At 58.7% G+C, this 24407-nt stretch carries 26 protein-coding genes and 1 tRNA gene; 17 read left to right on the top strand and 10 right to left on the bottom strand.

Translation table 11 applies throughout. The features are described 5' to 3' along the window. The first annotated feature begins 334 nt into the window (after nucleotides 1–334). Nucleotides 335–673, top strand: coding sequence for a DUF2502 domain-containing protein (locus BHU62_RS13605; protein WP_073532486.1), 339 nt, complete (start codon nucleotides 335–337; stop codon nucleotides 671–673). A 4-nt stretch (nucleotides 674–677) separates the two neighbouring features. Here BHU62_RS13605 and BHU62_RS13610 read toward each other — a convergent pair whose 3' ends face one another. The 3 genes from BHU62_RS13610 to BHU62_RS13620 form a co-directional block, all read right to left on the bottom strand. Beyond that, entirely contained in the window at nucleotides 678–1412 is a 735-nt protein-coding gene (locus BHU62_RS13610; RefSeq protein WP_073532487.1) for a LytR/AlgR family response regulator transcription factor, read from the bottom strand. After that, a complete protein-coding gene (locus BHU62_RS13615; protein WP_049273355.1) occupies nucleotides 1409–3100 on the bottom strand; it encodes a sensor histidine kinase in 1692 nt (563 codons plus the stop codon). The genes BHU62_RS13610 and BHU62_RS13615 overlap by 4 nt, the downstream gene beginning before the upstream one ends. Before the next feature lie 99 nt (nucleotides 3101–3199). Beyond that, on the bottom strand, nucleotides 3200–4444 hold the full coding sequence (locus BHU62_RS13620; RefSeq protein WP_073532488.1) for a DUF1479 domain-containing protein: 1245 nt from the start codon (nucleotides 4442–4444) through the stop codon (nucleotides 3200–3202). A 167-nt stretch (nucleotides 4445–4611) separates the two neighbouring features. Here BHU62_RS13620 and BHU62_RS13625 point away from each other — a divergent pair, with 167 nt between their 5' ends. The 3 genes from BHU62_RS13625 to BHU62_RS13635 all read left to right on the top strand — a co-directional run bounded on the left by BHU62_RS13625 (nucleotide 4612) and on the right by BHU62_RS13635 (nucleotide 7132). After that, the gene (locus BHU62_RS13625) at nucleotides 4612–5151 is read left to right on the top strand and encodes a GNAT family N-acetyltransferase (RefSeq protein WP_073532489.1); all 540 of its coding nucleotides are present in this window, start codon (nucleotides 4612–4614) and stop codon (nucleotides 5149–5151) included. A 119-nt stretch (nucleotides 5152–5270) separates the two neighbouring features. Then, complete coding sequence (alaC, locus tag BHU62_RS13630) at nucleotides 5271–6497, top strand: alanine transaminase (protein ID WP_073532490.1); 1227 nt, start codon at nucleotides 5271–5273, stop codon at nucleotides 6495–6497. 110 nt (nucleotides 6498–6607) lie between these two features. Further along, nucleotides 6608–7132 (top strand): cytochrome b, encoded by a 525-nt coding sequence (locus BHU62_RS13635; protein ID WP_073532491.1) that lies wholly within the window; start codon nucleotides 6608–6610, stop codon nucleotides 7130–7132. Nucleotides 7133–7199: 67 nt separating this feature from the next. Here the strand turns inward: BHU62_RS13635 and ypdK are convergent, their stop codons facing one another. The 3 genes from ypdK to BHU62_RS13645 form a co-directional block, all read right to left on the bottom strand. Then, complete coding sequence (gene ypdK / locus BHU62_RS24980; protein WP_099782600.1) at nucleotides 7200–7274, bottom strand: membrane protein YpdK; 75 nt, start codon at nucleotides 7272–7274, stop codon at nucleotides 7200–7202. Nucleotides 7275–7831: 557 nt separating this feature from the next. Then, nucleotides 7832–8269, bottom strand: a complete 438-nt coding sequence (locus tag BHU62_RS13640; protein ID WP_073532492.1) for a hypothetical protein — start codon at nucleotides 8267–8269, stop codon at nucleotides 7832–7834. Nucleotides 8270–8355: 86 nt separating this feature from the next. Then, nucleotides 8356–8808, bottom strand: coding sequence for a DUF805 domain-containing protein (locus BHU62_RS13645; protein WP_073532493.1), 453 nt, complete (start codon nucleotides 8806–8808; stop codon nucleotides 8356–8358). A gap of 293 nt (nucleotides 8809–9101) precedes the next feature. Between BHU62_RS13645 and mltB the strand changes: the two genes are divergently transcribed. Continuing rightward, entirely contained in the window at nucleotides 9102–10190 is a 1089-nt protein-coding gene (mltB, locus tag BHU62_RS13650; RefSeq protein WP_073532494.1) for a lytic murein transglycosylase B, read from the top strand. Nucleotides 10191–10247: 57 nt separating this feature from the next. On the opposite strand, the gene BHU62_RS13655 is transcribed toward mltB, so the two are convergent. Then, the gene (locus BHU62_RS13655; RefSeq protein WP_073532495.1) at nucleotides 10248–11399 is read right to left on the bottom strand and encodes a porin; all 1152 of its coding nucleotides are present in this window, start codon (nucleotides 11397–11399) and stop codon (nucleotides 10248–10250) included. Between the two features lie 398 nt (nucleotides 11400–11797). Between BHU62_RS13655 and BHU62_RS13660 the strand changes: the two genes are divergently transcribed. Further along, nucleotides 11798–12088 (top strand): hypothetical protein, encoded by a 291-nt coding sequence (locus tag BHU62_RS13660; RefSeq protein WP_073532496.1) that lies wholly within the window; start codon nucleotides 11798–11800, stop codon nucleotides 12086–12088. Between the two features lie 404 nt (nucleotides 12089–12492). Here the strand turns inward: BHU62_RS13660 and dsdC are convergent, their stop codons facing one another. Together dsdC and BHU62_RS13675 are read right to left on the bottom strand one after the other, a co-directional pair. Then, nucleotides 12493–13422, bottom strand: a complete 930-nt coding sequence (gene dsdC / locus BHU62_RS13670; protein WP_073532498.1) for a DNA-binding transcriptional regulator DsdC — start codon at nucleotides 13420–13422, stop codon at nucleotides 12493–12495. A gap of 431 nt (nucleotides 13423–13853) precedes the next feature. Next, nucleotides 13854–13928, bottom strand: a tRNA-Arg gene (locus BHU62_RS13675). 378 nt (nucleotides 13929–14306) lie between these two features. On the opposite strand from BHU62_RS13675, the gene ccmA reads away from it, so the two are divergent. The 10 genes from ccmA to mlaA all read left to right on the top strand — a co-directional run bounded on the left by ccmA (nucleotide 14307) and on the right by mlaA (nucleotide 22161). Beyond that, on the top strand, nucleotides 14307–14939 hold the full coding sequence (ccmA, locus tag BHU62_RS13680) for a cytochrome c biogenesis heme-transporting ATPase CcmA (RefSeq protein ID WP_073532499.1): 633 nt from the start codon (nucleotides 14307–14309) through the stop codon (nucleotides 14937–14939). Next, nucleotides 14939–15598, top strand: coding sequence for a heme exporter protein CcmB (gene ccmB, locus BHU62_RS13685; RefSeq protein WP_025303731.1), 660 nt, complete (start codon nucleotides 14939–14941; stop codon nucleotides 15596–15598). The genes ccmA and ccmB overlap by 1 nt, the downstream gene beginning before the upstream one ends. Before the next feature lie 121 nt (nucleotides 15599–15719). Beyond that, complete coding sequence (locus BHU62_RS13690) at nucleotides 15720–16457, top strand: heme ABC transporter permease (protein WP_073532500.1); 738 nt, start codon at nucleotides 15720–15722, stop codon at nucleotides 16455–16457. Beyond that, entirely contained in the window at nucleotides 16454–16690 is a 237-nt protein-coding gene (gene ccmD, locus BHU62_RS13695; RefSeq protein ID WP_004936267.1) for a heme exporter protein CcmD, read from the top strand. The genes BHU62_RS13690 and ccmD overlap by 4 nt, the downstream gene beginning before the upstream one ends. Beyond that, on the top strand, nucleotides 16687–17181 hold the full coding sequence (ccmE, locus tag BHU62_RS13700; RefSeq protein WP_073532501.1) for a cytochrome c maturation protein CcmE: 495 nt from the start codon (nucleotides 16687–16689) through the stop codon (nucleotides 17179–17181). The genes ccmD and ccmE overlap by 4 nt, the downstream gene beginning before the upstream one ends. Then, on the top strand, nucleotides 17178–19148 hold the full coding sequence (locus tag BHU62_RS13705) for a heme lyase CcmF/NrfE family subunit (RefSeq protein ID WP_073532502.1): 1971 nt from the start codon (nucleotides 17178–17180) through the stop codon (nucleotides 19146–19148). The genes ccmE and BHU62_RS13705 overlap by 4 nt, the downstream gene beginning before the upstream one ends. Beyond that, entirely contained in the window at nucleotides 19145–19696 is a 552-nt protein-coding gene (locus tag BHU62_RS13710; RefSeq protein WP_073532503.1) for a DsbE family thiol:disulfide interchange protein, read from the top strand. Before BHU62_RS13705 ends, BHU62_RS13710 begins: the two co-directional genes overlap by 4 nt. Next, a complete protein-coding gene (locus tag BHU62_RS13715) occupies nucleotides 19693–20160 on the top strand; it encodes a cytochrome c-type biogenesis protein CcmH (protein WP_073532504.1) in 468 nt (155 codons plus the stop codon). Before BHU62_RS13710 ends, BHU62_RS13715 begins: the two co-directional genes overlap by 4 nt. Beyond that, on the top strand, nucleotides 20160–21374 hold the full coding sequence (gene ccmI, locus BHU62_RS13720) for a c-type cytochrome biogenesis protein CcmI (RefSeq protein ID WP_073532505.1): 1215 nt from the start codon (nucleotides 20160–20162) through the stop codon (nucleotides 21372–21374). The genes BHU62_RS13715 and ccmI overlap by 1 nt, the downstream gene beginning before the upstream one ends. 28 nt (nucleotides 21375–21402) lie before the next feature. After that, on the top strand, nucleotides 21403–22161 hold the full coding sequence (gene mlaA / locus BHU62_RS13725) for a phospholipid-binding lipoprotein MlaA (RefSeq protein WP_073532506.1): 759 nt from the start codon (nucleotides 21403–21405) through the stop codon (nucleotides 22159–22161). A gap of 119 nt (nucleotides 22162–22280) precedes the next feature. On the opposite strand, the gene fadL is transcribed toward mlaA, so the two are convergent. Next, nucleotides 22281–23606: a long-chain fatty acid transporter FadL gene (fadL, locus tag BHU62_RS13730; protein WP_073532507.1), complete on the bottom strand. Its 1326-nt coding sequence runs from the start codon at nucleotides 23604–23606 to the stop codon at nucleotides 22281–22283. A gap of 407 nt (nucleotides 23607–24013) precedes the next feature. Here fadL and BHU62_RS13735 point away from each other — a divergent pair, with 407 nt between their 5' ends. Next, the gene (locus BHU62_RS13735; RefSeq protein WP_073532508.1) at nucleotides 24014–24310 is read left to right on the top strand and encodes a YfcZ/YiiS family protein; all 297 of its coding nucleotides are present in this window, start codon (nucleotides 24014–24016) and stop codon (nucleotides 24308–24310) included. Nucleotides 24311–24407: the final 97 nt, after the last annotated feature.

Here is a 24407-nt window from a genome sequence, read left to right on the forward strand (position 1 = left end):
AATCTGTGTTCCCGCGGTATGGGCTTATTATATGGCCGGCGCCGCCGGCGGACGGCGGATCGGGAATGAGTTGCACGACGGAAGGAATGAAATGCATTTTATGCGGCGTGAGTTGCCGTTTTAGCGCCGAAAAGCGCGTGAAATGCCGTGAGTGACACGTGATCTACATCAAAGATATCAACGATTTATTGTTAATCATCGGTGAACGATTGTGGTGAAATTGTGAAGGATGCGTCTGAAAGGCGTAAATCGGCATTGCGCCTATAGAGCGGCGGTGAGCGCGGGACTATGTTATCTGCGATCGGATAAGGTCCGCTCTGCAGGAGTCTGTGAAATGAAAAAAACGCTGTTGTTACTGGCCGCGCTGCTGGCGCTGCCGCTGGCGAGCCAGGCCGACGTGTCCATCGGCGTAAACGTGCCGGGCCTGTCGCTGCATATCGGCGATCGCGACAATCGTGGCCACTATTGGGACGGCTATCGCTGGCGCGACCCGCGCTGGTGGGCCGATCACCACCGGTATGAACGCCCGCGCGGGTATTATTACGGCCCGCCGCCACGGGTGATTTACTACGGGCCGCCGCCGCGCGACTGGCGCGACCGGCCGCATTACCGTATGCCGCCGCCACCGCCGCCGCCGGGTTACTACTATTACCGCCCAGGCCCGCGCTGGTAAGCGCTTACAGGCGCATCAGCTTGCGGAACTCTTTCACCTTGCTGCGGCTGACCGGCACTTCAAATTCCAGGTCGCTCAGCCGCAGAATGTAGGTGTTGTTGAACCAGGGCACGATCTCGCGGATCTTCGCCAGGTTAACGCAGTAAGAGCGGTGGCAGCGGAAGAAATGCGCTTCCGGCAGCCGGCCGTAAAACTCGGTGATGTTCATCGGCATCACGAACTCTTCCCGGCGGGTATAGACCCGCGTCACCTTTTCATCGGCGGCGGCGTAGTAGATGTCGTTGATGTCGGTAACGATGATCCGCTCGTCTTTGATCAGGTTGATGCTATGGCTGCCGCGGCTCGGCGCGCTGGTCGGCTCCGCCGCGCCGGCGGGGCGATTATGCAGTGCCTCCAACTTTTGCAGCATGGTGACGATGCGCGCCTCGTGGTAGGGCTTGAGGATATAGTCGAACGCCTCGATCTCGAATGCTTCCACCGCGTGCTCTTTATAGGCGGTGATGAACACGATCGACGGGCGATGGGCGAACTTGCTGATGTTTTGCGCCAGCAGCACGCCATCCAGCGACGGGATGTTGATGTCGAGGAAAATGGCGTCGACCTGGTGGGTTTGCAGGTATTTCAAGACGTCGAGGCCGTCCTCGAAGGTGGCGACGATATCGATATTGCTGTGTTTCTTGATCAGATAGCTGAGTTCTTCCTGTGCCAGGAATTCGTCTTCCACGATGATGGCTTTCATGAGGCCTCCCCGACCGGCGGCGCGCTCGGCTCTTGGTGCAGCTTGCCGCCGTTTTTGCTGATGTAGAACGCGATTTCGGTACCCGGCTCCAGGCGGCGGATATGCAGCCCTTCACCGTACAGCAGCGACACGCGGTGGTGCACGTTGAGCAGGCCAATATTGTGGCCCGGCATCTCGTTGCGCGCCACCCGGTCGATGGTTTCCTGATTGATGCCGTGGCCAGTATCCTTCACCGAAATTTTCACCCGATCGCCCTGATCTTTCACCGCGATCACCACCACCCCTTTACCCTTGCAGGGCTGGATGCCGTGCACGATGGCGTTCTCCACCAGCGGCTGGATCAGCAGGCTGGGAATGCGCACCGAGACGTCGTCGTCGATGTCGTAAATCACCGTCAGCTTGGCGCCGAAGCGCGCCTGTTCGATGGCGATATAGTCCTGAATCTGATGCAGTTCTTTGCGGATATCGATCAGTTCGTCGTTCAGCTCCAGGTTGTAGCGCAGGTAGCGCGACAGGTTGATGATCAGTTGGCGCGCGGTATCCGGATTCAGGCGGATAGAGGAAGAGATGGCGTTCAGCGCGTTGAACAGGAAGTGCGGATTAATCTTGCTCTGCAGCGCGCGCATTTCGGCTTTGTCCGCCATTTGGCGCAGGTGCTCAATGCGGGAAACCTCCATCTGCGTGGAGATGATCTGCGACAGCCCGACCGCCATCACCTTCAGCGTGTTGGTGATCTGGTGGGCGTGACAGTAGTAGATTTTCAGTGCCCCGGTCACTTCGCCTTTTTCCCACAGCGGCACCACCAGCTGCGAATGGATCTGCGGCGCCGCCGGGTTTTCCAGGTTGTTCTTGATGATGATTTTGCCGTGGCGAATGCTTTCGCGGGTGACGCGGCTCAACCCTTCGCGGCCGATCGGGTAGGCTTCGCGCCCCACGCCGACGTAGGCCAGCACCTGATGGGTATCGGTGATCGCCACGGCGTCGGCACGGATGTCCTGGCGGATGATATCGCAGATGGTGGCCAGCGATTCACTGTTGATGTTGCGGAAATAGGGCAGCGTCTTGTGGGCAATATCCAGCGCCAGCTTGGCCTGGCGCGCGGCGATCACCTCTTTTTCATCCTCGACGCTCTGCACCAGCAGCACGATCAGGCCGATGCACACCGTGCCGAGGATCATCGGCAGCGCGATCTGCGACACGATGTCCAACCCGAGCTCGGTCGGCTTGGCCCACAGCACGATCAGCAGCATGGTAAGGGATTCACACAGCATGCCGCCGACGATGCCGGCGCGCCAGCGCTGCTCTTTTTTCACCTTGAGGTTGATGTAACCGGCGCTGATGCCGGCGATGATGCTGGTGATCAGGCAGGGCACCGAGGTGATGCCGCCGATATCGATCAGATAACGGTGCACCCCGGCGACGATGCCGGTGACGATCCCTACCCAGGGGCCGAACAGGATGCCGCCGGCCATGATGGCGATGACGCGCACGTTGACCAGCGATCCTTCGACGTTGATGCCGGAGTAGGTGCTGAACAGCGCGAACAGCGAGAAGATCGCCGTGACGATGCCGAGCTCGAGCGGCGTATGGTCTTCTTTTTGCAGCAGTTGGCGGAACAGCCGGGTGCGGGTCAGGAAAAACAGACAGATCAACATCAGCGCGGCGCGATCAAACACCGCCAACAGCATTTCAAAAAAAGGGTGCACGACGGGTTCTCGCTGCGGCCTACGGATGGCGGCAGTATACCACAGCGAGAGCGGCCCGTGGCGGGCGCCACGGGCGGGGGATCAGCCCATGCCGAGCTGCGCTTTGCCCAGCGGCGTCAGCAGGTCGGCGGTGGCGCGGCCGTCGAAATCCACCTCGAAGTCGTCGGGGGCGAAGTCCGGCGGCGTTCTGCCATTGATAAAGCTCGGCAGCTGGCGCTGCAGATAGGCGTCGTTTTTCTCGCAGCCCGGCGCGGCGGCGATGTACATCACGTTGCTGTCGAACTCGCCGTGATGCTCGTTCTCCACCGCGTGGATCACGTCGCAGTGCCAAAAGACCGTGTCGCCCGGCTCCAGATCGGGAATAGGGGAAATCCCACTCAATAAAAGGGGATGCCATTTTTCCGAGATCGACAGCGCGCGGCCCGGCGCCGCATCGCACAGGTCGTCGTCGGCGACGTCGTCCTGCAGCGCGCGCAGCAGCACATAGGCCATCGCGTTGGCGATCGGCACCAGGTTCAGCGTGCCGGCGTTGGTGCGCTGCGGCGTCAATGCCGTCCAGCCCTGGAAGGTGCGGAACATCGAGCAGACCGCCGGGGAGGCTATCTCACGCACCTCGGTGCGGCCGTCGGCGGCGAAGGGATCGTACTGCTGCCAGTCGCCGGAGAACACGTGGCGATACACATAGCGGAAGTTTTCGTCCAGCCAGCGCTCGATGGTGCCGCTATCGACGTGCGGCGACAGGCCCAGCGACGAAGAGTTTGGCGGGCGGCGGCGGGTGCGATCGGCGTAGGTGGCGACGCGGGTCGGATCGAAATGCTGTTTGCCGTTACTCTCGGTGGCCCACAGGCCGTTGAGGAACACCTGCACCGCATGCATGCGTGCATCCTGCCGCGCTTCGACCTGCGGTTTCGACCAATAGATGCCGTAAATCTGCGGTTTGCCGGCGGCCAGCTTGCCGAAATAGTTGTCTTCGGCGGCATTTTTCAACCGCTCGACGAAGTTGTTGCGATCGAGGTAGTCGCCGATTTCCCGGTTCCAGCCCTCGGCTTTGGCACGGGGAAACACGCCGCGAATGGCGCAGGCGCCGCGCTGTTTGATCAGTGCTTTCTGTTGCTCGCTGACGCGCTGCTGCAGGATATCTTCCGCGTCGATCTGCGGCACCGGGTTGTGGCCGGCGGCCAGTTCGCGGCGGATCTGCTCGACCTGACCGCGGATGTTCTCCTCTAGCGCCAGGAACACCTCGCGGTAGTTGGGCAACGCCTGGCGCAGCCGGCGTTTGACGTTAACGATCGCCTGCGGAATATCGTCGATGATTAAAGAGGCCATGGTGTTCTCCTCGTGCCGCGTGGTTAGCGCGGCCGGCAGTTGTAGGGAATCGGGCAAGACGTTATGGTTTTGTGGTTTTAACGTGAATGATTATCGGCAACCAATCGGGGAAAATAAAGAGATATCTTTCATTCGTAAGTTCATCTTTTTCGTTTTTCGGAGATTTTATGAAGCTGGTCACTGAACGTCTGAACTTGCAGTCGATAACCGCCGACGACTGGCCGCTGTTTCTGCGCCTGTATCAGGATCCTGATGTGATCCGCTATATCGCCGATCCGCTCAGCGAAGCGGAGATCCGAGAGCGTTTCGAAACGCGGCTGCCGGCCTGGGACAAACACGGCGAGCAGTGGCTATGCCTGGTGATGCATGAGAAACACAGCGGGGAAGCGGTGGGCATTACCGGCTTTCGCCCTCGGTGGTTGCCGTATCGGCAGGCGGAGGTGGGATACGGGAGTTTGCCTTCCGGGCAGGGCAAGGGTTATGGCAAGGAGTCGCTGCGGGCGGTGCTGGATTTTGCGGTGAACGGCTGCGGCTTTCACAAGCTGACCGCCACCGTGACCGCGGGCAACCTCGCCTCGCGCGGCCTGCTGGAGTCCTGCGGCTTTCAGCTGGAAGGTACGCTGCGCGACAACTACCGTCTGGCGGGGCAGTGGCGCGACGACTGGCTGTTCGGGCTGTTGGCGGCGGAGTTTCAGGGCGGCGAATAAAAATATCGCGCCGGGTATCGACAAGCTCGTCGGCGCTGCGCTATGTTCGGTGTTCGGTCAGTTCGCTGGCCTGCGTCGCTCGGACGGTCCGGGCGCTAACGTTTATCGAGGAATCCCCTATGGCTGATAACAGTCCACAGCGCCGTTTCACGCGCATTGAACGTCTTCCCCCTTACGTATTCAACATCACCGCCGAACTGAAGATGGCCGCCCGCCGTCGCGGCGAGGATATTATCGACTTCAGCATGGGTAACCCCGACGGCCCGACGCCGCCGCACATCGTGGAAAAACTGTGCGCCGTCGCCCAGCGCGACGACACCCACGGTTACTCCACCTCACGCGGCATTCCGCGCCTGCGCCGCGCCATTTCGCGCTGGTATGCCGATCGTTATCAGGTGGATATCGATCCGGAAAGCGAAGCCATCGTCACCATCGGTTCGAAAGAGGGCCTGGCGCACCTGATGTTGGCGACCCTCGATCACGGCGATACCGTGCTGGTGCCTAACCCCAGTTATCCGATCCACATTTACGGTGCGGTGATCGCCGGCGCTCAGGTGCGTTCGGTGCCGCTGGTGGACGGCGTGGATTTCTTCGGTGAGCTGGAGCGCGCCATTCGGGAAACCATTCCACGCCCGAAAATGATGATCCTCGGCTTCCCGTCCAACCCGACCGCACAGTGCGTGGAGTTGGATTTCTTCGAGCGGGTGGTGGCGCTGGCCAAACAGTATAACGTGCTGGTGATCCACGACCTGGCCTATGCCGACATCGTCTATGACGGCTGGAAAGCGCCGTCGATCATGCAGGTGCCGGGGGCGAAAGACATTGCGGTGGAGTTCTTCACCCTGTCGAAGAGCTATAACATGGCCGGCTGGCGCATCGGCTTTATGGTTGGTAACCCCGAGCTGGTCAGCGCACTGGCGCGCATCAAGAGTTATCACGATTACGGCACCTTTACGCCGCTGCAGGTGGCGGCCATCGCCGCGCTGGAGGGCGATCAGCAGTGCGTGCGCGATATCGCCGAGCAGTATCGGCAGCGCCGCAATGTGCTGGTGAAGGGGCTGCATGAGGCCGGCTGGATGGTGGAAAATCCGAAGGCATCGATGTACGTGTGGGCGAAAATTCCCGAGCCTTATGCCCATCTCGGCTCGCTGGAGTTCGCCAAACGCCTGTTGGCGGAAGCCAAGGTTTGCGTCTCGCCGGGTATCGGCTTCGGCGACTACGGCGATACCCACGTGCGTTTCGCACTGATCGAGAATCAGGATCGCATTCGCCAGGCGGTGCGCGGCATCAAGGCGATGTTCCGTGCTGACGGGCTGTTGAAACCGGCCAAAGGCGGCGCCAAATAACCCTGTCAGGCCGGGCGTTCGCCCGGCCTTATTTTTTCTGTCCCAAGGTTTTCTTCATCATTTCCCCATTATGCTCAACTACGCTGATTTTTATTTTTTGGATAGAGTGTATGAGCAACCGCTACGCGCGATCGCAAATCGTTTTACATTGGCTGACGCTGCTGATGGTGATCCTCACCTACGCGGCGATGTGGCTGAAGGACTCGGTGCCGGACGATCTGGTACCGATAGTTAAAAACCTGCATTTTAACTTTGGCGTATCGGTCTTTGTCCTGATGCTTATTCGGCTGGCGGCGCGTTCTTTTTATGCCGTACCGCCGACGACGCCACCGCTGGCCGAATGGCAAGAAGTGGGCGCCAAGATCTTTCACTGGCTGCTGTATGTGGTCTTTCTGATGTTGCCGCTGCTGGGGATGTTGACCCTGGCTTACGGCGGGAAATCGTGGTCTTTGCTGGGCTGGCCGGTGCCACAGTGGGTGACGCCGGATCCGGTGATGCGCAAGTTGGTCAAAACGGTCCATGAGACGCTGGCTAACATCGGCTACTTTGTCATTGGTGCGCATGCGTTGGCCGCGCTGTATCACCACTACCTGCGCAAGGACGATACCCTGCGCCGCATGATGCCGGGCAAATGAGCGAGCGGCGGAAACGACAAAGGGACGCGTGCGCGTCCCTTTGGCTGTGTTCCTGGTCAGGCTGCCGTCAGGCAACCATCAACATGAAGGTGCCAACCCAAGCAACCAGCATGAATGAAACGCCCATCAAAAAATACTTCACTGAACAACTCCTGTCTGGAGTCCTCGCCAGCAATGATCCCGATTGTTGTGCTGAGTGTTTTATGGGCAACCTGCTTTTCGGGCGGGTTCTTCCAAGCGAAAGAACAACGTCCTCGAGCGCGGGTTGTCCGGTTGTCGCGCCTCATGCTCCGTGAGGTAAAATCCGAACCGCGACAGGATCGGCGCTAATGTACTCTCAATACTGGTCTGATTTCAATACTGTGTTTTTGATCACAATTTTCGGCTGTTTTTTAAACGCGGTGCACTGTTTTATAACGCTTTTTATTGGCGGGCGGCATGAAGTAGCCCGCTGTTGCGGGCTTTAAAATAGGGCGGTTGCAATGTTGTGGCAGACGGTCAGGCGACGGCGTGGATGCCGGTCGCCAAAATGACCCAAAAAACGAGACAAGACAGCAGAATGACGGCCCAGATATGACGGCGACTCCACTCCATTTTTAGCCTTCGTTGTTGCGACAAGTGATTAGGTAACGATCATATCGGCGCCAAATGGGGAAAATTTAGCCCTATTGGATAATATTTCGCTAACTTATTGCTAACTTATTGACAAACTTCACTTATCGTTACGCGCACTTCGTAGCCTAACAGATACAGCGCCTGCTCCAGCGCTTCAACCTTCGAGGCATAGCCGATATCCAGCAACCGTTCCATTTGCCCGCCGTTGAACCCCAGCTTGCGCGCCAGCTCTGCTTTGCCGGTATTTTTACGCAGCATCGTGTTATGCAATTCTATCTTCAGCGCCACCAGCACCGGCAGGTGGACCGCCAGTTCACCGGTTTGCAGGGGGGAAGGGGCGGGCAGGGGCTGCCCTTCATCTATGGCGGCGGCGATGGCGGCCAGCAGGTTTTCCTGCGCCTCCAGTTCAACGTCTTCGCGTTTATAGCAGGCGGCTTGCCACTCGGGGAAGTCGTGAAAACCGATCTGCCAGGCGTCGCTGTCGCGATCGAAGGCGTAATGGGCGGGGTAGTGGCTGAACATGGCGATCCCTGATTGAAACCTGAATGAGGCGCTATTGTGACGACATGGCCGAGAGATAGCCAGTGCCGTGGGGACGGAGGCGGCGATCAATCGGCCCGCTCACCCGGCTTGCGGCGCAGCAAGTCGGGCGGCAGCAGTAGGGCGCATATCATGCCTGCCAGGCTGAACAGCGGCAGCCAGCGCGCCACCGGGCCGGGGGAGTAGTTGTTGAGCACCGAGCAAACATAGCAAGCCACGGCTAACGCCCAACCGGGCAGGCCGATATCGTTGAGCCGGAACGCGGTTTTGGCCATGAACCACGTCACCAGGCCGAAACAGAACAGCGCCCAGACCATAATGCACAACAGGTACAGCAGCACCGAGACGAATGCTTCGGTGTCACTGTGCGCGTGGGCGCGAAAATGGTTCTTGTCCAGATAGGTCGACAGAAACGACAGCAGCGCGATGCCGATGGCGAAGATCGCCAGTGAGACAATAAAGGTTTTGCGCGAGACGCGCCCGCGGTAGAGCGCCCTGGCGAGTTGTCCGAGAGATTCCATAACAGTCCGTTGTAGCGATAATTGCAATGAATGGCCGTCTGGCTGTGGCCTGATGGCAAGCAGCCGGGCATTTTATCGGGGTAAAAGTGGGCGTCAAGGTGATAATTTTTCTCATTTAGTCGCGGTTGAGATTCCGCATTGCCGCATCGGGCTTTCGCTTGCCGTGTAAACCTCACAATTTGGCACGTTTGGCCACCTGAGGCGGTCATTGGCGGCATAATCCTGTTTGTTCGCGCCGAACAATGCATTAACATAACTCCCACTTATCTCTTGCATGGCTATATGGATATCCGATGCGTCACCTGGTTGCGCTTTTACCGCTGATTACCCTGCTTGCTGCCTGTAGCAGCACGCCGAAACCCAGTACTACCGCTACGCCTCAGAGCACGCCGGTAAAGGGCGGCTTTTTGCTGAGCCCGGCACACAGCGGCGCGCCGTTGGGTGGGGATTTTGCCAATAACCCGAATACCGCGCGCTTTATCGATAAGATGGTGCAGGAACACGGTTTTGATCGGCAGCAGTTGCACGACGTGCTGGCGCAGGCCAGACGATTGGATTCGGTGCTGCGGCTGATGGAGCGGCAGGCGCCAACGCCGTCCACCCAAGGGCCGAGCGGGCCGAACGGCTCCTGGCTGCGCTATCGCAATAAGTTCATCACGCCGGATAACGTGCAAAACGGCGTGGTGTTCTGGAATCAATATCAGGATGCGCTGCAGCGCGCCTGGCAGGTGTACGGCGTGCCGCCGGAGATCATCGTGGGGATTATCGGCGTGGAGACCCGCTGGGGCCGCGTAATGGGTAAAACCCGCATTATCGATGCGCTGGCGACGCTGGCCTTCGACTACCCACGCCGCGCCGATTACTTCGCCGGCGAGCTGGAAACCTTCCTGCTGATGTCGCGCACCGAAGGCGACGATCCGCTCGAACTGCGCGGCTCCTTCGCCGGCGCGATGGGCTATGGTCAGTTCATGCCTTCTTCCTTCAAGAGCTATGCGGTCGACTTCAACGGTGATGGCCACATCAACCTGTGGGACCCGGTTGACGCCATCGGCAGCGTGGCCAATTACTTCAAGGCGCACGGCTGGTCCAAAGGCGAACCGGTCGCCATTCAGGCCAACGGCCAGGCGCCGGGGCTGGAAAACGGTTTCAAGACCCGCTACTCGGTCGCCACGTTGGCGGGGGCCGGTCTGAGCCCGCAGAACTCGCTTGGCGATAACCAGGAAGCCAGCCTGCTGCGGCTGGATATCGGCACCGGCTACCAGTATTGGTACGGCCTGCCGAACTTCTATGTCATCACCCGCTATAACCACAGCACCCACTACGCGATGGCGGTGTGGCAGCTGGGCGAAGCGGTAGGGCGCTCGGCGCGCGGCGGTTTCTGACGCTGTGCCGATAAACGAAAAAGGCCGCTTGCGCGGCCTTTTTTACGTTCTGAGCAATCAGAAATCGTAACGCAGACGCACTACGGTCATATCGCCGAGGTTGTCGGTGCTCGATGTCAGCACGTGCTCCACGTCAACGCGGAAGCCGTAGTCAAACTGTACGGTGACCCCGAGGCCGTTGTCGATGCGCTGATAGTTGCGGCCGGTCACGTATTCCAGGCGGTCGCCCATAAAGTACGGCATCACCGATTTCACCGCGTACTGCCCAACCGGCACGGTATAACCGGCCAGATATTCGATACCCCAGGCATCGCCGGCGAAGTAATTGTTGACGTCGGCTTTCTTGGTGGTCAGGAAGTCATGGTAGTAACCGCCGCCGAAGGTCAGGGTCCAGTTGTCCGGTTTCCAACTGATGGCGGTGCCGACGATGTTCTGATCGTAGCTCTTGCCGCCGCTGGTGGACGGGTTACGCATTTCGGCACGCGTGTAGTTCCAGGCGGTGCCCCAGGTCAGATCCGGCGTAATGTGGTAATCCACGCCCAGCGAGCCGCCGCCCTTGCGCTGATAGCGCAGGCCGTTGCCCGGCAGGTAGTCGTTGTCGCTGAACAGGTATGAAGCGTAAACGTCTGCATCGCCGAAGCGGTTCTTGTACTTCAGCATTTTGCGTGAACGGTAAGAACCGTCGTAGTCGCCGTTGATGCCGTTGCCCGGTGCCTGGGCCAGCATGTCGTAGTCCCAGATGTCGGTCTTGGCGCCAACCACGTCATAGTAAACGCTGTTCTGCTGGCCGAAGGTCAGCTGTCCCCAGGTGTTGCTTTTCAGGCCGGTATACAGCATGCGGCGGCTGGTGTTTCTCGCGCCGTCGGCATAGTGATGATCCCAGTCGAACAGCGCCGGAATGTTCACGCCCAGCTCGTAGTAGCTGATCCAGCTGATATCGTCGAACAGGTAGTAGTCCGCCGCGAAACGGAAGCGGGTGCCGCCGTCGAAGCCGTTGCGTTTGTAGGAGCCTTTGTCACCGTCGCCCGTCATGTTGTTGAACTGTGGACGGATGCTGCCGCCAACGGTGAAGTTCAGGCGGCTGAGCGGATCGCCGGCCTGTGGATCCTGCTTCAGCAGGGTGATTTCCGCCTGAGCGGCGAACGACGCGCTGCCGATCGCCAGACCCAGCGCCACCGCCTGAGTCAATACGCGCAATTTCATTGCCATGTGTTATCCCTGTTTTATGTATGACCGCCCCCATCAGCGCCGCCATGCCGATGTTTTGCGCAGAACGCTGCGTTTTTGCGCATTTTGACGGTTTTTTTTGGTGTTTTAGCGGCGGGCGGCATTTGTAGCATAAACGGTGGCATAAAGAATTACTTTTCTTGCTAATTATTGGCCGGTTTTTGACCGTTCCGTGCGGTGCAAAGGGGCGCTGTTCCTGTCTCTCGATTCGGATGAATTCATTTAACGCCAAGGTCTATATTTTTCATTTGTCAGTGACCGGCCCCTGCCTGTAATTTCTGCCGTGCAAGAGATAATTAATTTCAGCCTGCCGCTACCGTATTCACGTCAGCCCTTGTCTGCGTGAATGGTCGGCATGAGTAAGCGATTGGGAGGTCGCCATGAGAAATCTGTCAGTGTTGTTAGTGGGGCTGTTTTCATTGCCGGCGATGGCGGCGGAGTCGCACGTTTGTCATTCTCAAGCTTATGAATATGCAGAGGTTAGTAAACTCAGGCTGTCTGACGATACCCTGTTCACCTGCCGCGGTGTGGGGCACCTGACGATCCCTGAATTAGCGCGCAAAGGATGGAAGGTGATTCATTTGGCGCAGCAAACGGAATATACCGACTCTGTCGACAGCGATGGTGAGGTTATTAAACTTTATCAAGAAATTGTGGTTTATAAAGAATAAATGGACGGCTGGTTTAAAACGATGCCGTCAAACCCACCAGCGGTGAATTACGCGTCTCTTTTTTGATAGGGGTGGGTGATAATATAAATTATGGATGTTGATGTACAGAATTACCAAATAAGCTGTGAAAGCCAATTTATTATTCAGATGCAAATGTCTCGCTATGCCTGGGGCGTGCCGTTGATTACGCTCAGTGATAACGGTGACTTCACCGTGATAAAAAGCCGAGGCTGGTCGAGGTTGGCTAACGGGAGACGGCTGGAGGTTTATCACTTTGCCAATAATACTCGGCTGTCTTGGGATGAAAACCGAAAGTCTATCTCTTACTCAAAGGCTGGTCGACGCTATGCCTGTGCGCTGCATTTCTCTTATTCCTCCAATATATGGCAATGACCCTCTGGCCGTCAGACCAGAGGGGGAATTTTCATGATCCACTGCTTAAACGCGAGGATCTTCGGCCACTGCCGCTCGGAGATGGTCGAGGTAAAATAGCAATGTTCGCAAGGCACGGTCATATTGGTGAAAGGAATGATCAGCTCGCCGCTTTTGATCCAGTCCTGCACCAGATTGAGCCGCCCCATGGCGACGCCAAGGTGCCGGGTGGCGGCCAGCACTGCCAGATCGGAGCGGTCGAACTCCATGCTTTTGCTGTCGGTATCCAGCCCCAGCGCAAAGTGTTGCGACCAGGTTTGCCATTCATCTTCACCGGAATTGTAGCGATCGTGCAGCAGCGTACAGTGGGCCAGACTTTCCGGTGCATCGTACAAATTATGCGCTGCGGCGTACTGTGGGGTGCAGATCGGCACCATCGATTCCTGCATAAAGGCTTCGTCCAGATGCCGCCCTGAGGGCAGTTTGCCGAAGTACATCGCCAGATCCACGCCGCGGTTGGCCAGGTTGATGATTTCTTGCCCGGTCAGAATGTTCAGGTGAATGGTTGGGTGTTGGGTGATAAAGTCGCCGATGCGTGGCAGCAGCAGGCATTGCACCAGGGATGGGTGCGAGTAGAGGGTCAGGGTACCGGTCAGCTCGCGGTTTTTGATATCCAGAATTTCTTGATTCAAGGTAGTGAAGGAGCTGTCCAACGCCCATTGCATGCGCTCACCTTCCGGCGTCAGGGTAATTCTGCGATGAAAACGCTGGAATAACAGAAAGCCCAACTCCTTCTCGAGCAAATTAATGCGATGGCTTACAGCGCTGGGGGTGATCGACAATTCTTCTGCCGCCAGTGCAAAGGATAAATGACGGGCGACGCATTCGAAGGTGTGCAGCCGGGAAAATTGATAGCTGGTCAGCGGGGTGGCCCGCTGTGAATGCTTTTTACTGGGGAACATGCTATTTCTCCGTGCACGCAATATGCCGATATTAACATTTAATGATGTGAGTGATAAACCCAGTTTTATTCATGCGCTCATTTTTTAGATAAAAAGTTGGCTGGCGGTTGTTTATCATGAATGTCATGGTGCCTGGTCGATGTTATTTTCTCGTGAAATGGGGTTTGTGGATTTTCTATGGTGGGTCTGAAATTGAAATTTACATGTAATCGTTACTGATGGTGGTTGATTTGATTATTTATTCTATGACCCGGTGGTGGTTTTTTATTTTCTTGGCTTGTGACTTCTAGCCGTAAAGATATAGATAATTATCCTGTCTCTTTCGTTAATATGATGCTTGGTGAATTTTTCAAGTGACATTCAAGCTGTAATGCAGGGTGGGGGGCAGAACGATGATGACTGGAACCGGAAATTGAAGGGTAAGACAGAAATGGTGTCCCCGACTGGAATCGAACCAGTAACTAGCCCTTAGGAGGGGCTTGTTATATCCGTTTAACTACGGGGACGCTGTGGGCGGCAACCGAAGCTGCCGGGGCAGTATACCCTTTTTTACCCGCAGAATAAGCGCTTAGCGGTTCGTTTGCTCAATACCTCGCCAGTTTGCGCCGAAATGTCTTCGTCTCACCGACGGCGATCACGCTTTTTTCGCTGCGTCGCACCGCATTTGCATCCTGCGCGTTAAGGCGTGCGATTGAACGCCGATGCCGGGTCTAAATGCGGCGAAATACAGAAAAAAGTAACAAGAGTTAAAATCCGCCGGTTTTTTCCACGCATTCTTGATCCGACTCGCCATATTGGCCCATTGGCGCGCCCGCCGCGGGCTGCGTGCGGGGGAGGGCTTATGCTATGATTCGCTATCCCAAAGAAACATATGAGTTCCCCCGATGCTGGAAGCCAAAAGTCTGAGTTGCGTGCGTGATGAACGCATCCTGTTTAGCGAGCTAAGCTTTTCAGTTCAGCCGGGCGATATCGTTCAGGTGGAAGGGCCGAACGGCGCGGGCAAGACCAGTTTACTGCGCATCCTTGCCGGCCTGGCGCGGCCGGACGGCGGTGAGGTGTGCTGGCACGGGCGCAACACGTTGCGCGATCGTGCGGCCTACCAGCAGGAGTTACTGTTTATCGGCCATCAGCCTGGCATCAAAGCCGTATTGACGCCCTTCGAGAATCTGCAGTTTTATCAGGCGGTGCGCGGTGCAACCGAGCGTCAGGCCATCTGGCGCGCGCTGGAGCAGGTGGGGCTGGTGGGTTACGAAGATCTGCCGGTGGCGCAGCTGTCTGCCGGGCAGCAGCGGCGCGTGGCGCTGGCGCGGCTGTGGCTCAGCGCGGCGCCGCTGTGGATCCTCGATGAACCGCTGACGGCGATCGATAAACAGGGCGTGGCTGAGTTGATTAGCCTTTTTGAACAACATGCGCAGCGGGGCGGCATGGTATTGTTGACCACTCATCAGGATTTGACCGGCGCCACGCAAACGGTGGGCAAAATCCGTTTGGCGGAACATGACGTGGGGACGGTGTGATGTTTTTGACCCTGGTGCGTCGCGAACTGAAGATCGCCTGCCGTAAAGGCTCGGAGATCGTCAACCCGCTGTGGTTTTTCCTGATTGTGATCACGCTGTTTCCGTTGGGGATTGGCCCGGAGCCGCAGCTGCTGGCGCGCATTGCACCGGGCATCGTTTGGGTGGCGGCGCTGTTGGCCTCGCTGCTGTCGCTGGAGCGGCTGTTTCGCGACGATTTCCTCGACGGCTCGCTGGAGCAGCTGTTGCTGCTGCCGACGCCGCTGCCGATGACGGTGCTGGGCAAAGTGTGTGCTCACTGGGTCGTGACGGGGTTGCCGCTGTTGATCCTGTCGCCGCTGGTGGCGCTGCTGCTGTCGCTCGATATGCAGACCTGGCTGGCGGTGGCGGGCACTTTGCTGCTCGGCACGCCGACGCTGAGCCTGATCGGTGCCATCGGCGTGGGGCTGACCGTCGGCCTGCGTAAAGGGGGCGTGCTGCTCAGCCTGTTGGTGTTGCCGCTGTATATCCCGGTGCTGATCTTCGCCACCGGCGCGATCGACGCCGCCTCGATGGGTATGCCGATCGACGGTTACCTGGCGATCCTCGGCGCGATGCTGGCGGGCAGCGTGACATTGGCGCCCTTCGCCACCGCGGCGGCGCTGCGAGTGAGCGTGCACTAGCTAACTTATTGAATGAACAGACGGGGCAAGGCCGACAAGAGCATATCCCCGCAGAAAGTTTTCGCCGCTTCGATCGCTCGGGGCGGCTGACGCATAAAAATTACCGTGAGCACTGACGACAATGTGGAAATGGTTACATCAACTGGCGCGGCCTGAGCGGCTGTATCACGTCTGCGGCCGCTTTATCCCCTGGTTGGGGCTGGCGGCGGCGGCCAGCCTGCTGCTCGGCTGGGCATGGGGCTTTGGTTTCGCGCCGAAGGATTATCAGCAGGGCGACAGCTTCCGCATCATTTATATTCACGTGCCGGCGGCCATGTGGTCGATGGGCATCTACGCCTCAATGGCGGTGGCGGCGTTTATCGGCCTGGTGTGGCAGATGAAAATGTCTGATACCGTGGTGGCGGCGATGGCACCGGTCGGCGCGGTGTTCACTTTTATCGCGTTGGTGACCGGCTCCGCCTGGGGCAAACCGATGTGGGGCACCTGGTGGGTGTGGGACGCGCGTCTGACCTCCGAGCTGGTGTTGCTGTTCCTTTATATGGGCGTCATCGCGCTGTACAACGCCTTTGAAGACCGCCGTCTGGCGGGCCGCGCCGCCGGGATTCTGGTGCTGGTGGGCGTGGTGAATATCCCGATCATCCATTTCTCTGTCGAATGGTGGAATACGCTGCATCAGGGTTCGACCAATATGCAGCAATCCATCGCGCCAAGCATGCGTACTCCGCTGCGTTGGGCGATCCTCGGTTATCTGTTGCTGTTCGTGACGCTGACGCTGATGCGCCTGCGCAATCTGATCCTGTTCCAGGAGCGCCAGCGCCCGTGGGTCGCCGGGCTGGTGAATAAGGAGCGTCAGTCATGAATGCCGCGTTCGATTCCTGGTCGGCGTTTTTCGCCATGGGCGGTTACGCCTTCTATGTCTGGCTGGCGGTCGCCGCCACGCTGATTTCGCTGTTGGGGCTGGTGGCGCATACCGTCTGGCAACGGCGGCAGTTGCTCGCCGAGATCGGCCGCCGTCAGGCGCGCGAGCGGCGCATTCGCCATGCGCAGCAGTCAAAACAAAAATCCGCCGCACCGCGGGAGAAATCATTGTGAATCCACGTCGTAAAAGCCGCCTTTATCTGGCGATCGTTGTGCTGATCGGTATCGCGCTGACCGCGACCCTGATGCTGTACGCGCTGCGCTCCAATATCGATCTGTTCTACACCCCGGGCGAAATTCTGCAGGGCAAGGGCGAAAAGCATGAGAAGCCCGAGGTCGGCCAGCGCCTGCGCATCGGCGGCATGGTGATGCCCGGCTCGGTGAAACGCGATCCCAATACGCTGCAGGTCAGCTTTAAGATTTACGATGCGCGCGGCGCGATCGGCGTGACCTACACCGGCATTCTGCCGGATCTGTTCCGTGAAGGGCAGGGCGTGGTGGCGCAGGGGGTGCTGGGCGAGGGCAACGTGGTCAACGCGCGCGAAGTGCTGGCCAAACACGATGAGAAATACACGCCGCCGGAAGTGGCCGACGCGATGAAAGAGAACCACAAAGGCCCGGCGGAGGCGTATGCCGCGCCGCAGGCGGAGGGCGCCAAGTCATGATGCCGGAACTGGGCAGTTTTCTGCTGTGCCTGGCGCTGGCGATCGCGCTGTTGCTGAGCATTTACCCGCAGTGGGGCGCGGCGCGGCAGGACAGCCGCATGATGGCGGTGGCCCGGCCGCTGACCTACGGCATGTTCGCCGCGATTGCGCTGGCGTTCCTGTGCCTGGTGCATGCTTTCGTGGTCAACGATTTTACCGTGGCTTATGTGGCCACCAACTCCAATACCCGGTTGCCGGTGTATTACCGCATCGCCGCCACCTGGGGGGCGCACGAAGGCTCGTTACTGCTGTGGGTGCTGCTGCTGAGCTGCTGGTCGCTGGCGGTGGCGCTGTGCAGCCGGGCGATGCCGCAGGATGCGGTGGCGCGGGTGCTGTCGGTGATGGGCATGATCACCGCCGGTTTCCTGTTGTTCATCATCATGACCTCCAACCCGTTTACCCGCACGCTGCCGAACTTCCCGATCGACGGCAGCGATCTGAACCCGCTGCTGCAGGATATCGGCCTGATCTTCCACCCGCCGCTGCTGTATATGGGCTATGTCGGCTTCTCGGTTGCCTTCGCCTTCGCCATCGCCTCGCTGATGGCCGGCCGGCTCGACACCGCCTGGGCGCGCTGGTCACGCCCCTGGACCACCGCTGCCTGGGTGTTCCTCACGCTGGGCATCATGCTCGGATCGGCCTGGGCCTACTATGAGCTGGGCTGGGGCGGCTGGTGGTTCTGGGATCCGGTGGAGAACGCCTCCTTTATGCCGTGGTTGGCCGGCACCGCGCTGATGCATTCGCTGGCGGTGACCGAAAAACGCGGCACGTTCAAAGCCTGGACGGTGTTGCTGGCGATCACCGCCTTCTCGCTGTGCCTGCTGGGCACCTTCCTGGTGCGTTCTGGCGTGCTGGTCTCGGTGCACTCCTTCGCCTCCGATCCGGCGCGCGGCATGTTTATCCTCGCCTATCTGGTGATCGTGATCGGTGGTTCGCTGCTGCTGTATGCGGTCAAGGGGGGCCAGGTGCGCAGCCGGGTGCAGCACGAGACCTTCTCGCGCGAGACCTTCCTGCTGGGCAACAACGTGCTGCTGATCGCCGCCATGCTGGTGGTGCTGTTGGGCACGCTGCTGCCGCTGGTGCACAAACAGCTGGGCCTGGGCAGCATTTCGATCGGCGAGCCGTTCTTCAATACCATGTTCACCTGGCTGATGGCGCCGTTGGCGCTGCTGTTGGGCATCGGCCCGCTGGTGCGCTGGCGCCGCGATGAGCCGAGCAAGCTGTGGCGTCGCCTCGGCGTGGCGCTGCTGGCAACGCTGGTGTTGTCGATTCTGCTGCCGTGGCTGCTGCAGGACAGCATCGCCGGCATGACGGTGGTGGGCCTGATCATGGCGCTGTGGGTGATCATCCTGACGCTGATGGAGTTGCATGAGCGCGCCACCCACCGTCACGGTTTCTGGCGCGGCCTGCGCCAGCTGTCCCGCAGCCACTGGGGCATGGTGCTCGGCCACCTCGGCGTGGCGGTGACGGTGATCGGCATCGCCTTCAGCCAGAACTACAGCGTGGAACGCGACGTGCGGATGAAGGCCGGCGACAGCGTGGATATCCACAACTATCACTTCGTGTTCCGCGACGTGCACGACATTCGCGGCCCGAACTACAGCGGCGGCGTCGGCATCATCGACGTCACGCGCAACGGCAAGCCGGAGGCGACGCTGCACGCGGAGAAACGCTACTACAGCGTGGCGCGCAGCATGATGACCGAGGCGGCGATCGACGGCGGTTTCAGCCGCGATCTGTATGCGGCGCTGGGCGAGGAGCTGGAGGACGGCTCCTGGGCGGTGCGCCTGTATTACAAACCTTTCGTGCGCTGGATCTGGTTCGGCGGCGTCTTTATGGCGATCGGCGGCCTGCTGTGCATTCTCGACCCGCGTTATCGCATGAGCAAAAAGCTCAAACGCGAAGGCAAGCTGGAGGCGCAACCATGAAGCGTAAGCTGTTGTTTATCCCTTTGGTTCTCTTCCTGCTGTTGGTGGCGGCGCTGATGGTGCAGCTGACGCGCAACGCCGGCGGCGAAGACCCGGCGATGCTGGAATCGGCGCTGATCGGCAAACCGGTGCCGACCTTCAAGCTGGAATCGCTGGATCAGCCGGGCAAGACCTACGATCAGGCGGTGCTGCGCGACGGCAAGCCGATATTGCTCAACGTCTGGGCCACCTGGTGCCCGACCTGCCGCGCGGAGCACCAGTATCTCAATACGCTGGCGGCGCGCGGCGTGCGGGTGGTTGGCCTGAATTATAAAGACGATCGCGCCAAGGCGGTGACCTGGCTGAATTCCCTCGGCAATCCCTACGCCCTCAGCCTGTTCGACGGTGACGGCATGCTGGGGCTGGATCTCGGGGTGTACGGCGCGCCGGAAACCTTCCTGATCGACGGTCAGGGGATCATTCGCTATCGCCACGCCGGCGATATGAACGAGCGCGTCTGGCAGCAGGAAGTGTTGCCGCTGTATAAAAAGTACGGGGGTGAGGCATGAGGCTGGTTGTCCTGCTGTTCGCCGCGTTGCTGAGCTGGAGCGCCACTGCGGCGATCGATACCTATCGTTTCAACTCCGTCGAGCAGGAGCAGCAGTATCGCGAGCTGACCGAGCAACTGCGTTGCCCGAAATGCCAGAACAACAGCATTGCCGATTCCAATGCCATCATCGCCGCTGACATGCGCACCAAGGTGTACGAGTTGATGATGCAGGGGCAAAGCAAGCAGCAGATCATCGATTATATGGTGGCGCGCTACGGCAACTTCGTCACCTACGAACCGCCGGTAACGCCGGCCACGCTGATCCTGTGGATCGGCCCGCTGCTGTTCGTGTTGATCGGCGGGGCGGTGGTGATCCTGCGCACCCGTCGCCGGCCTGGCGCGGCGGTGGATGATGAATTCTCCGAACGGGAGCGGCAGCGCCTGGCGGCATTGTTGAAAGAGACTGACAGGAAGAAACCCTAATGGCTTTTTGGCTGATTATTTGCGTGTTGCTGGCCGGTGCCACCGCGTTGCTGGTGGTGCCGGCGATGCGCCACGGCAAGCAAAGCGCCGCCACGCGTGATGCGTTGAACAAGGCGTTTTATCAGGATCGCCTCAGCGAACTGGAGCAGGATGAGCAGCAGGGCGTGGTGGCCGAGCGCCCTGAGCTGGTCAAAGAGCTGCAACAGAACCTGTTGAACGATATCCCCGTCGAGCAGATAGAGCAGGCGAAGCCGATCAACCGCTGGGCACTGGTGCCGGGCGTGCTGTTATTGCTGGCGGTGACCGTTGGCTTTTATCTGAAAACCGGCGGGCTGGCGCAGGTGCTGGACTGGCGTCTGGTGCAGGCGCAAATGCCGGAGTTGCGCGAGCGCGTCGCCAATGAGCGCGCCAAACCGCTGAGCATGGAAGAGATCGCCCGCCTCGGGCTGGGGCTGCGCACCGAGTTGCAGCAGGACGATCGCAATATCAACGACTGGATGATGCTGGGGCGCGTCGGCATGGCCTTGAACAACGCCACTACCGCTACGCAGGCATTTGCCCATGCTTATCAATTGGATCCGAATAGTCTGGAAGTGCGGCTCGGTTATGCCGAGGTCTTGACGCGCTCCAACGATCCAGAGGATAACAAACAGGCCACTCAGCTGCTGCGGCGCATGATCGCGGAAAATCACAGCGATCCGCGGGTGCTGAGCCTGTTGGCGTTCAATGCGTTCGAACAGGGCGATTTCAAGCAGGCGATCGGCGCCTGGCAGGTGATGTTGCAATTGCTGCCGGCCAACGATCCGCGCGCGGAAGTGATAAAGCGCAGCATTGCACAAGCAAAAGCACAGGCCGGCGAAGAAACTGTTAAACTGAATGTGACTGTTTCGCTGTCACCGCAGGCGGCGAAAGCCTTACCGCCGCAGGGGACGCTGGTGATATCGGTCACCGACGGCGTCAGCCCGGTGCCGGTCGCGGTAAAACAACTGCCGTTGAGCCGTTTCCCGCTGTCTTTCTCTCTGGATGACAGCAATGCCATGATGCCCGAGCGTTTGCTCTCGGCGCAACATCAGGTGCAGGTGCGTGTGCGCCTCTCGCAGGATGGGTTGGCTACGCCGCAGCCGGGGGACTGGTTCGGCGAAAGCGCGCTGCAGACGTTCAGCGGTAAAGAGCAGGTTAGCGTTCAGATAAACAAGCAGGTCCCTGAAAAATAAGACCGAACGTGTTTTTATGGAGAAAAATATGAACTTTCGCCTGACTGGGGTGGCATTCGCAACGGTATTATTGGTGGGCTGCGCCAGCGCGCCAGACAATGAGCCGCAAGGGCGATCCGATCCTCTGGAAGGATTTAACCGGACGATGTTCGACTTCAACTACAACGTCCTGGATCCTTATGTGCTGCGCCCGGTCGCGGTGGCTTGGCGCGACTATGTGCCGATGCCGGCGCGTAACGGCATCAGCAACTTCACCTCTAACCTGGAAGAGCCGGCCAGCATGGTCAACGCCTTCCTGAAAGGCGATCCCTACCGCGGGATGATCCACTTCAACCGTTTCTTCCTGAACACCCTGCTCGGGATGGGCGGCCTGATCGACGTGGCCGGCATGGCCAACCCGAAACTGGCGCGGGAAGAACCGAACCGCTTCGGCAGCACGTTGGGGCATTACAATGTGGGTTACGGCCCGTACGTGATGCTGCCGGGCTACGGCAGTTTCACGCTGCGTGACGAAGGCGGTGATTTTGCGGATACGCTGTATCCGATGCTGAGCTACCTGACCTTCTGGATGTCGGCGGGCAAATGGGTGGTCGAGGGCATCGAAACCCGCGCCCAGCTGTTGGATTCCGACGGCCTGCTGCGCAACTCCTCCGATCCTTACATCATGGTGCGCGAGGCTTATTTCCAGCGCCACGATTTCATCGCCAACGGCGGTTCGCTCAAACCGGAAGAGAATCCGAACGCCAAGGCGATTCAGGGCGAGCTGGACGAGATCGACTCGCAATAATCGCTGGCTTTACGCCAATGAAAACCCGCCGTCAGGCGGGTTTTTTTATGCCGGCGGCAAACGGCGGGCAAAGAAAAAGCGCCCCGAGGGGCGCTTGAGTCCGCGATCAAACTGCGCGATTAGAAGCGGTAGTTGAAGTTGGCGCCGTACAGCCAGGCCTTGCCCACGGAGTTGAAGGTGTAAGGGCCTTCGTTGATGGTGACTTTCTGGCCGTGCATGTAGGAAACACCGACGTCAACCGACGCATCTTTGTTGAATGCGTAAGAGGTACCTGCGCTGACCCAGAAGCGATCCTGATCCGGAATGGAAATGGAACGGTTCTGTGCCGGCACCGGGCTGTCATCGAAGGCGATACCGCCGCGGAAGGTCCAGTTGTCGTCGTAGAAGTAAGTGGTACCCAGCGCGATGCGGTAGGCATCGCGGAAGCCTTCATGTTTCTCGAACAGGGTCTGGCCGTTGCTGCCGGTGGCTTTCAACTGTTGGAACTGGCTCCAGCTGGTGTAGGCCAGGCTGTAGTGGACGGCCCACTGTGGCGCAACCTTGTTGTAGCCGGACAGCTCCCACATTTCCGGCAGGTTCAGATCCAGAGAGCCTGGGATGGTGTTGCCGCTGGTGCCCCATGGCAAACCTGGGAACATGGGTTGGCCTGCAGGCAGGCTGCTCTTGTAATCGCCGTGGAATTTGATTTTCACTTCGGAGCGATAGGTGAAGCCGTAACGGTTGTTTTCATCCACTTCGTACAGGATACCGGCGTTCCAGCCGTAACCCCATTTATCGCCTTTCAGATGGGAAATCTGGGTATCGCCAGGGATTCGAGCGATCATGCCGGCCTGCTGCGGCGTAAATAGGCCGTTTTGCAAACCTTGAGCGGCGGCCAGCTTCGGCAATTCACCGGCGTAGCGTTCCAGTTTTGCCTTGGCGTATACCGCATCGAAGCCCAGACCGAAGCTGAAGTGTTGGTTCAGACGGTAAGCGCCGCTCAGGTTCAGGTTGACCGTCTGCAGATCGGTTTTACCGCCATAAGCGCCTGCGGTGTAGCCGTCGTTGAATTCGGTCGCCAGACCGAAGTTGCTGGTGACCGAGGCGCCTACGGCGAATTGGTCGTTAAGGGGTTGCACATAATGCAGGTTCGGTACCCAGGCGGTCGGCGCGATGTTTTTCGCATCCAGGCTGGCGCCGGAAGGAGAGGTGCCGGAAATGTCCACGTCCGGATCGATAAATACCGCACCGATGGAGAGTTCCGGGCGGGTATACATCATCAGAAGGGCGGGGTTGCGGCTGGCGGAAGCCGCCGTATCCGCCATGGCGCCTTCGCCAGAATACGCACGCCCTAAACCAGCTGCTGAGAACTCGTTCAGCTGGAATCCTGCGGCAGACACGTTTGAAGAAATAATTGCCACTGCAGCTGCGAGAGCTGATTTAGTCAATAGGTTTTTCTGGCTCATGACCAAAACCTCATCATTATGTGTTTATTATTTAAACTATGTTACGCAAAGTAACAAGGAGCGCGGGATTGTAGGGTCCGTTATCATTCAGACAAATCAGACCAGTGGCTGAAGTATAGGTCTGACCTGTGAAAATGTTGCAAGTTTGTTTTTGAAATATTTCTGGCTTGATATCAAAAAAGAGATCTGCTTAACAAAAAGCCAGCGGTAAATAACAAAATTCTTACTATTTCTTAGCAGGCGCTCATTTTTATTTGTGATTTCCATCACTTAAAACACCCAGTAAAAGTAAGTGCTAGTGATTGCCGGCGTGGGGGAGTAAAATACCCGCAGAATTTTGTGGCTTTGTGCCGGTGAGTCAAACGGCAATCTGGGCCGATAACCGAGGCCCTTGAGGAGAACCAATCATGTCAGATGCAATTAATAAATGCAGCGCCCAGGAAACCGCCGCTTGCTGCTGCGTGGATGTCGGCACCGTGATGGATAATACCGATTGCACCGCTTCCTACAGCCAGGTGTTCAGCAATCAACAAGATGCGGAAGCGATGCTGGCGGCCCTGAGCGAAAAGGCGCGCGCGGTAGAATCCGACCCCTGTGACATCAACAGTAGCATTAAACCGGTTGACGGCGGCGTGCAACTGGTGGCCGATTTCACCTTCGCCTGCCAGGCGGAAACGCTGATCTTCCAGCTCGGCCTGCGCTAATCCCCGTTTTCCCCCCGGCGCCGCCTGCCGCGCGCCGGGGATTGCCTTCCCCCATACCGCCCTCGCGAGAAAGTGCGCCTGCTCGCAGTTTTGATCT

Source organism: Serratia marcescens (assembly GCF_001902635.1).
In the GTDB taxonomy this organism is placed as follows: domain Bacteria; phylum Pseudomonadota; class Gammaproteobacteria; order Enterobacterales; family Enterobacteriaceae; genus Serratia; species Serratia marcescens_F.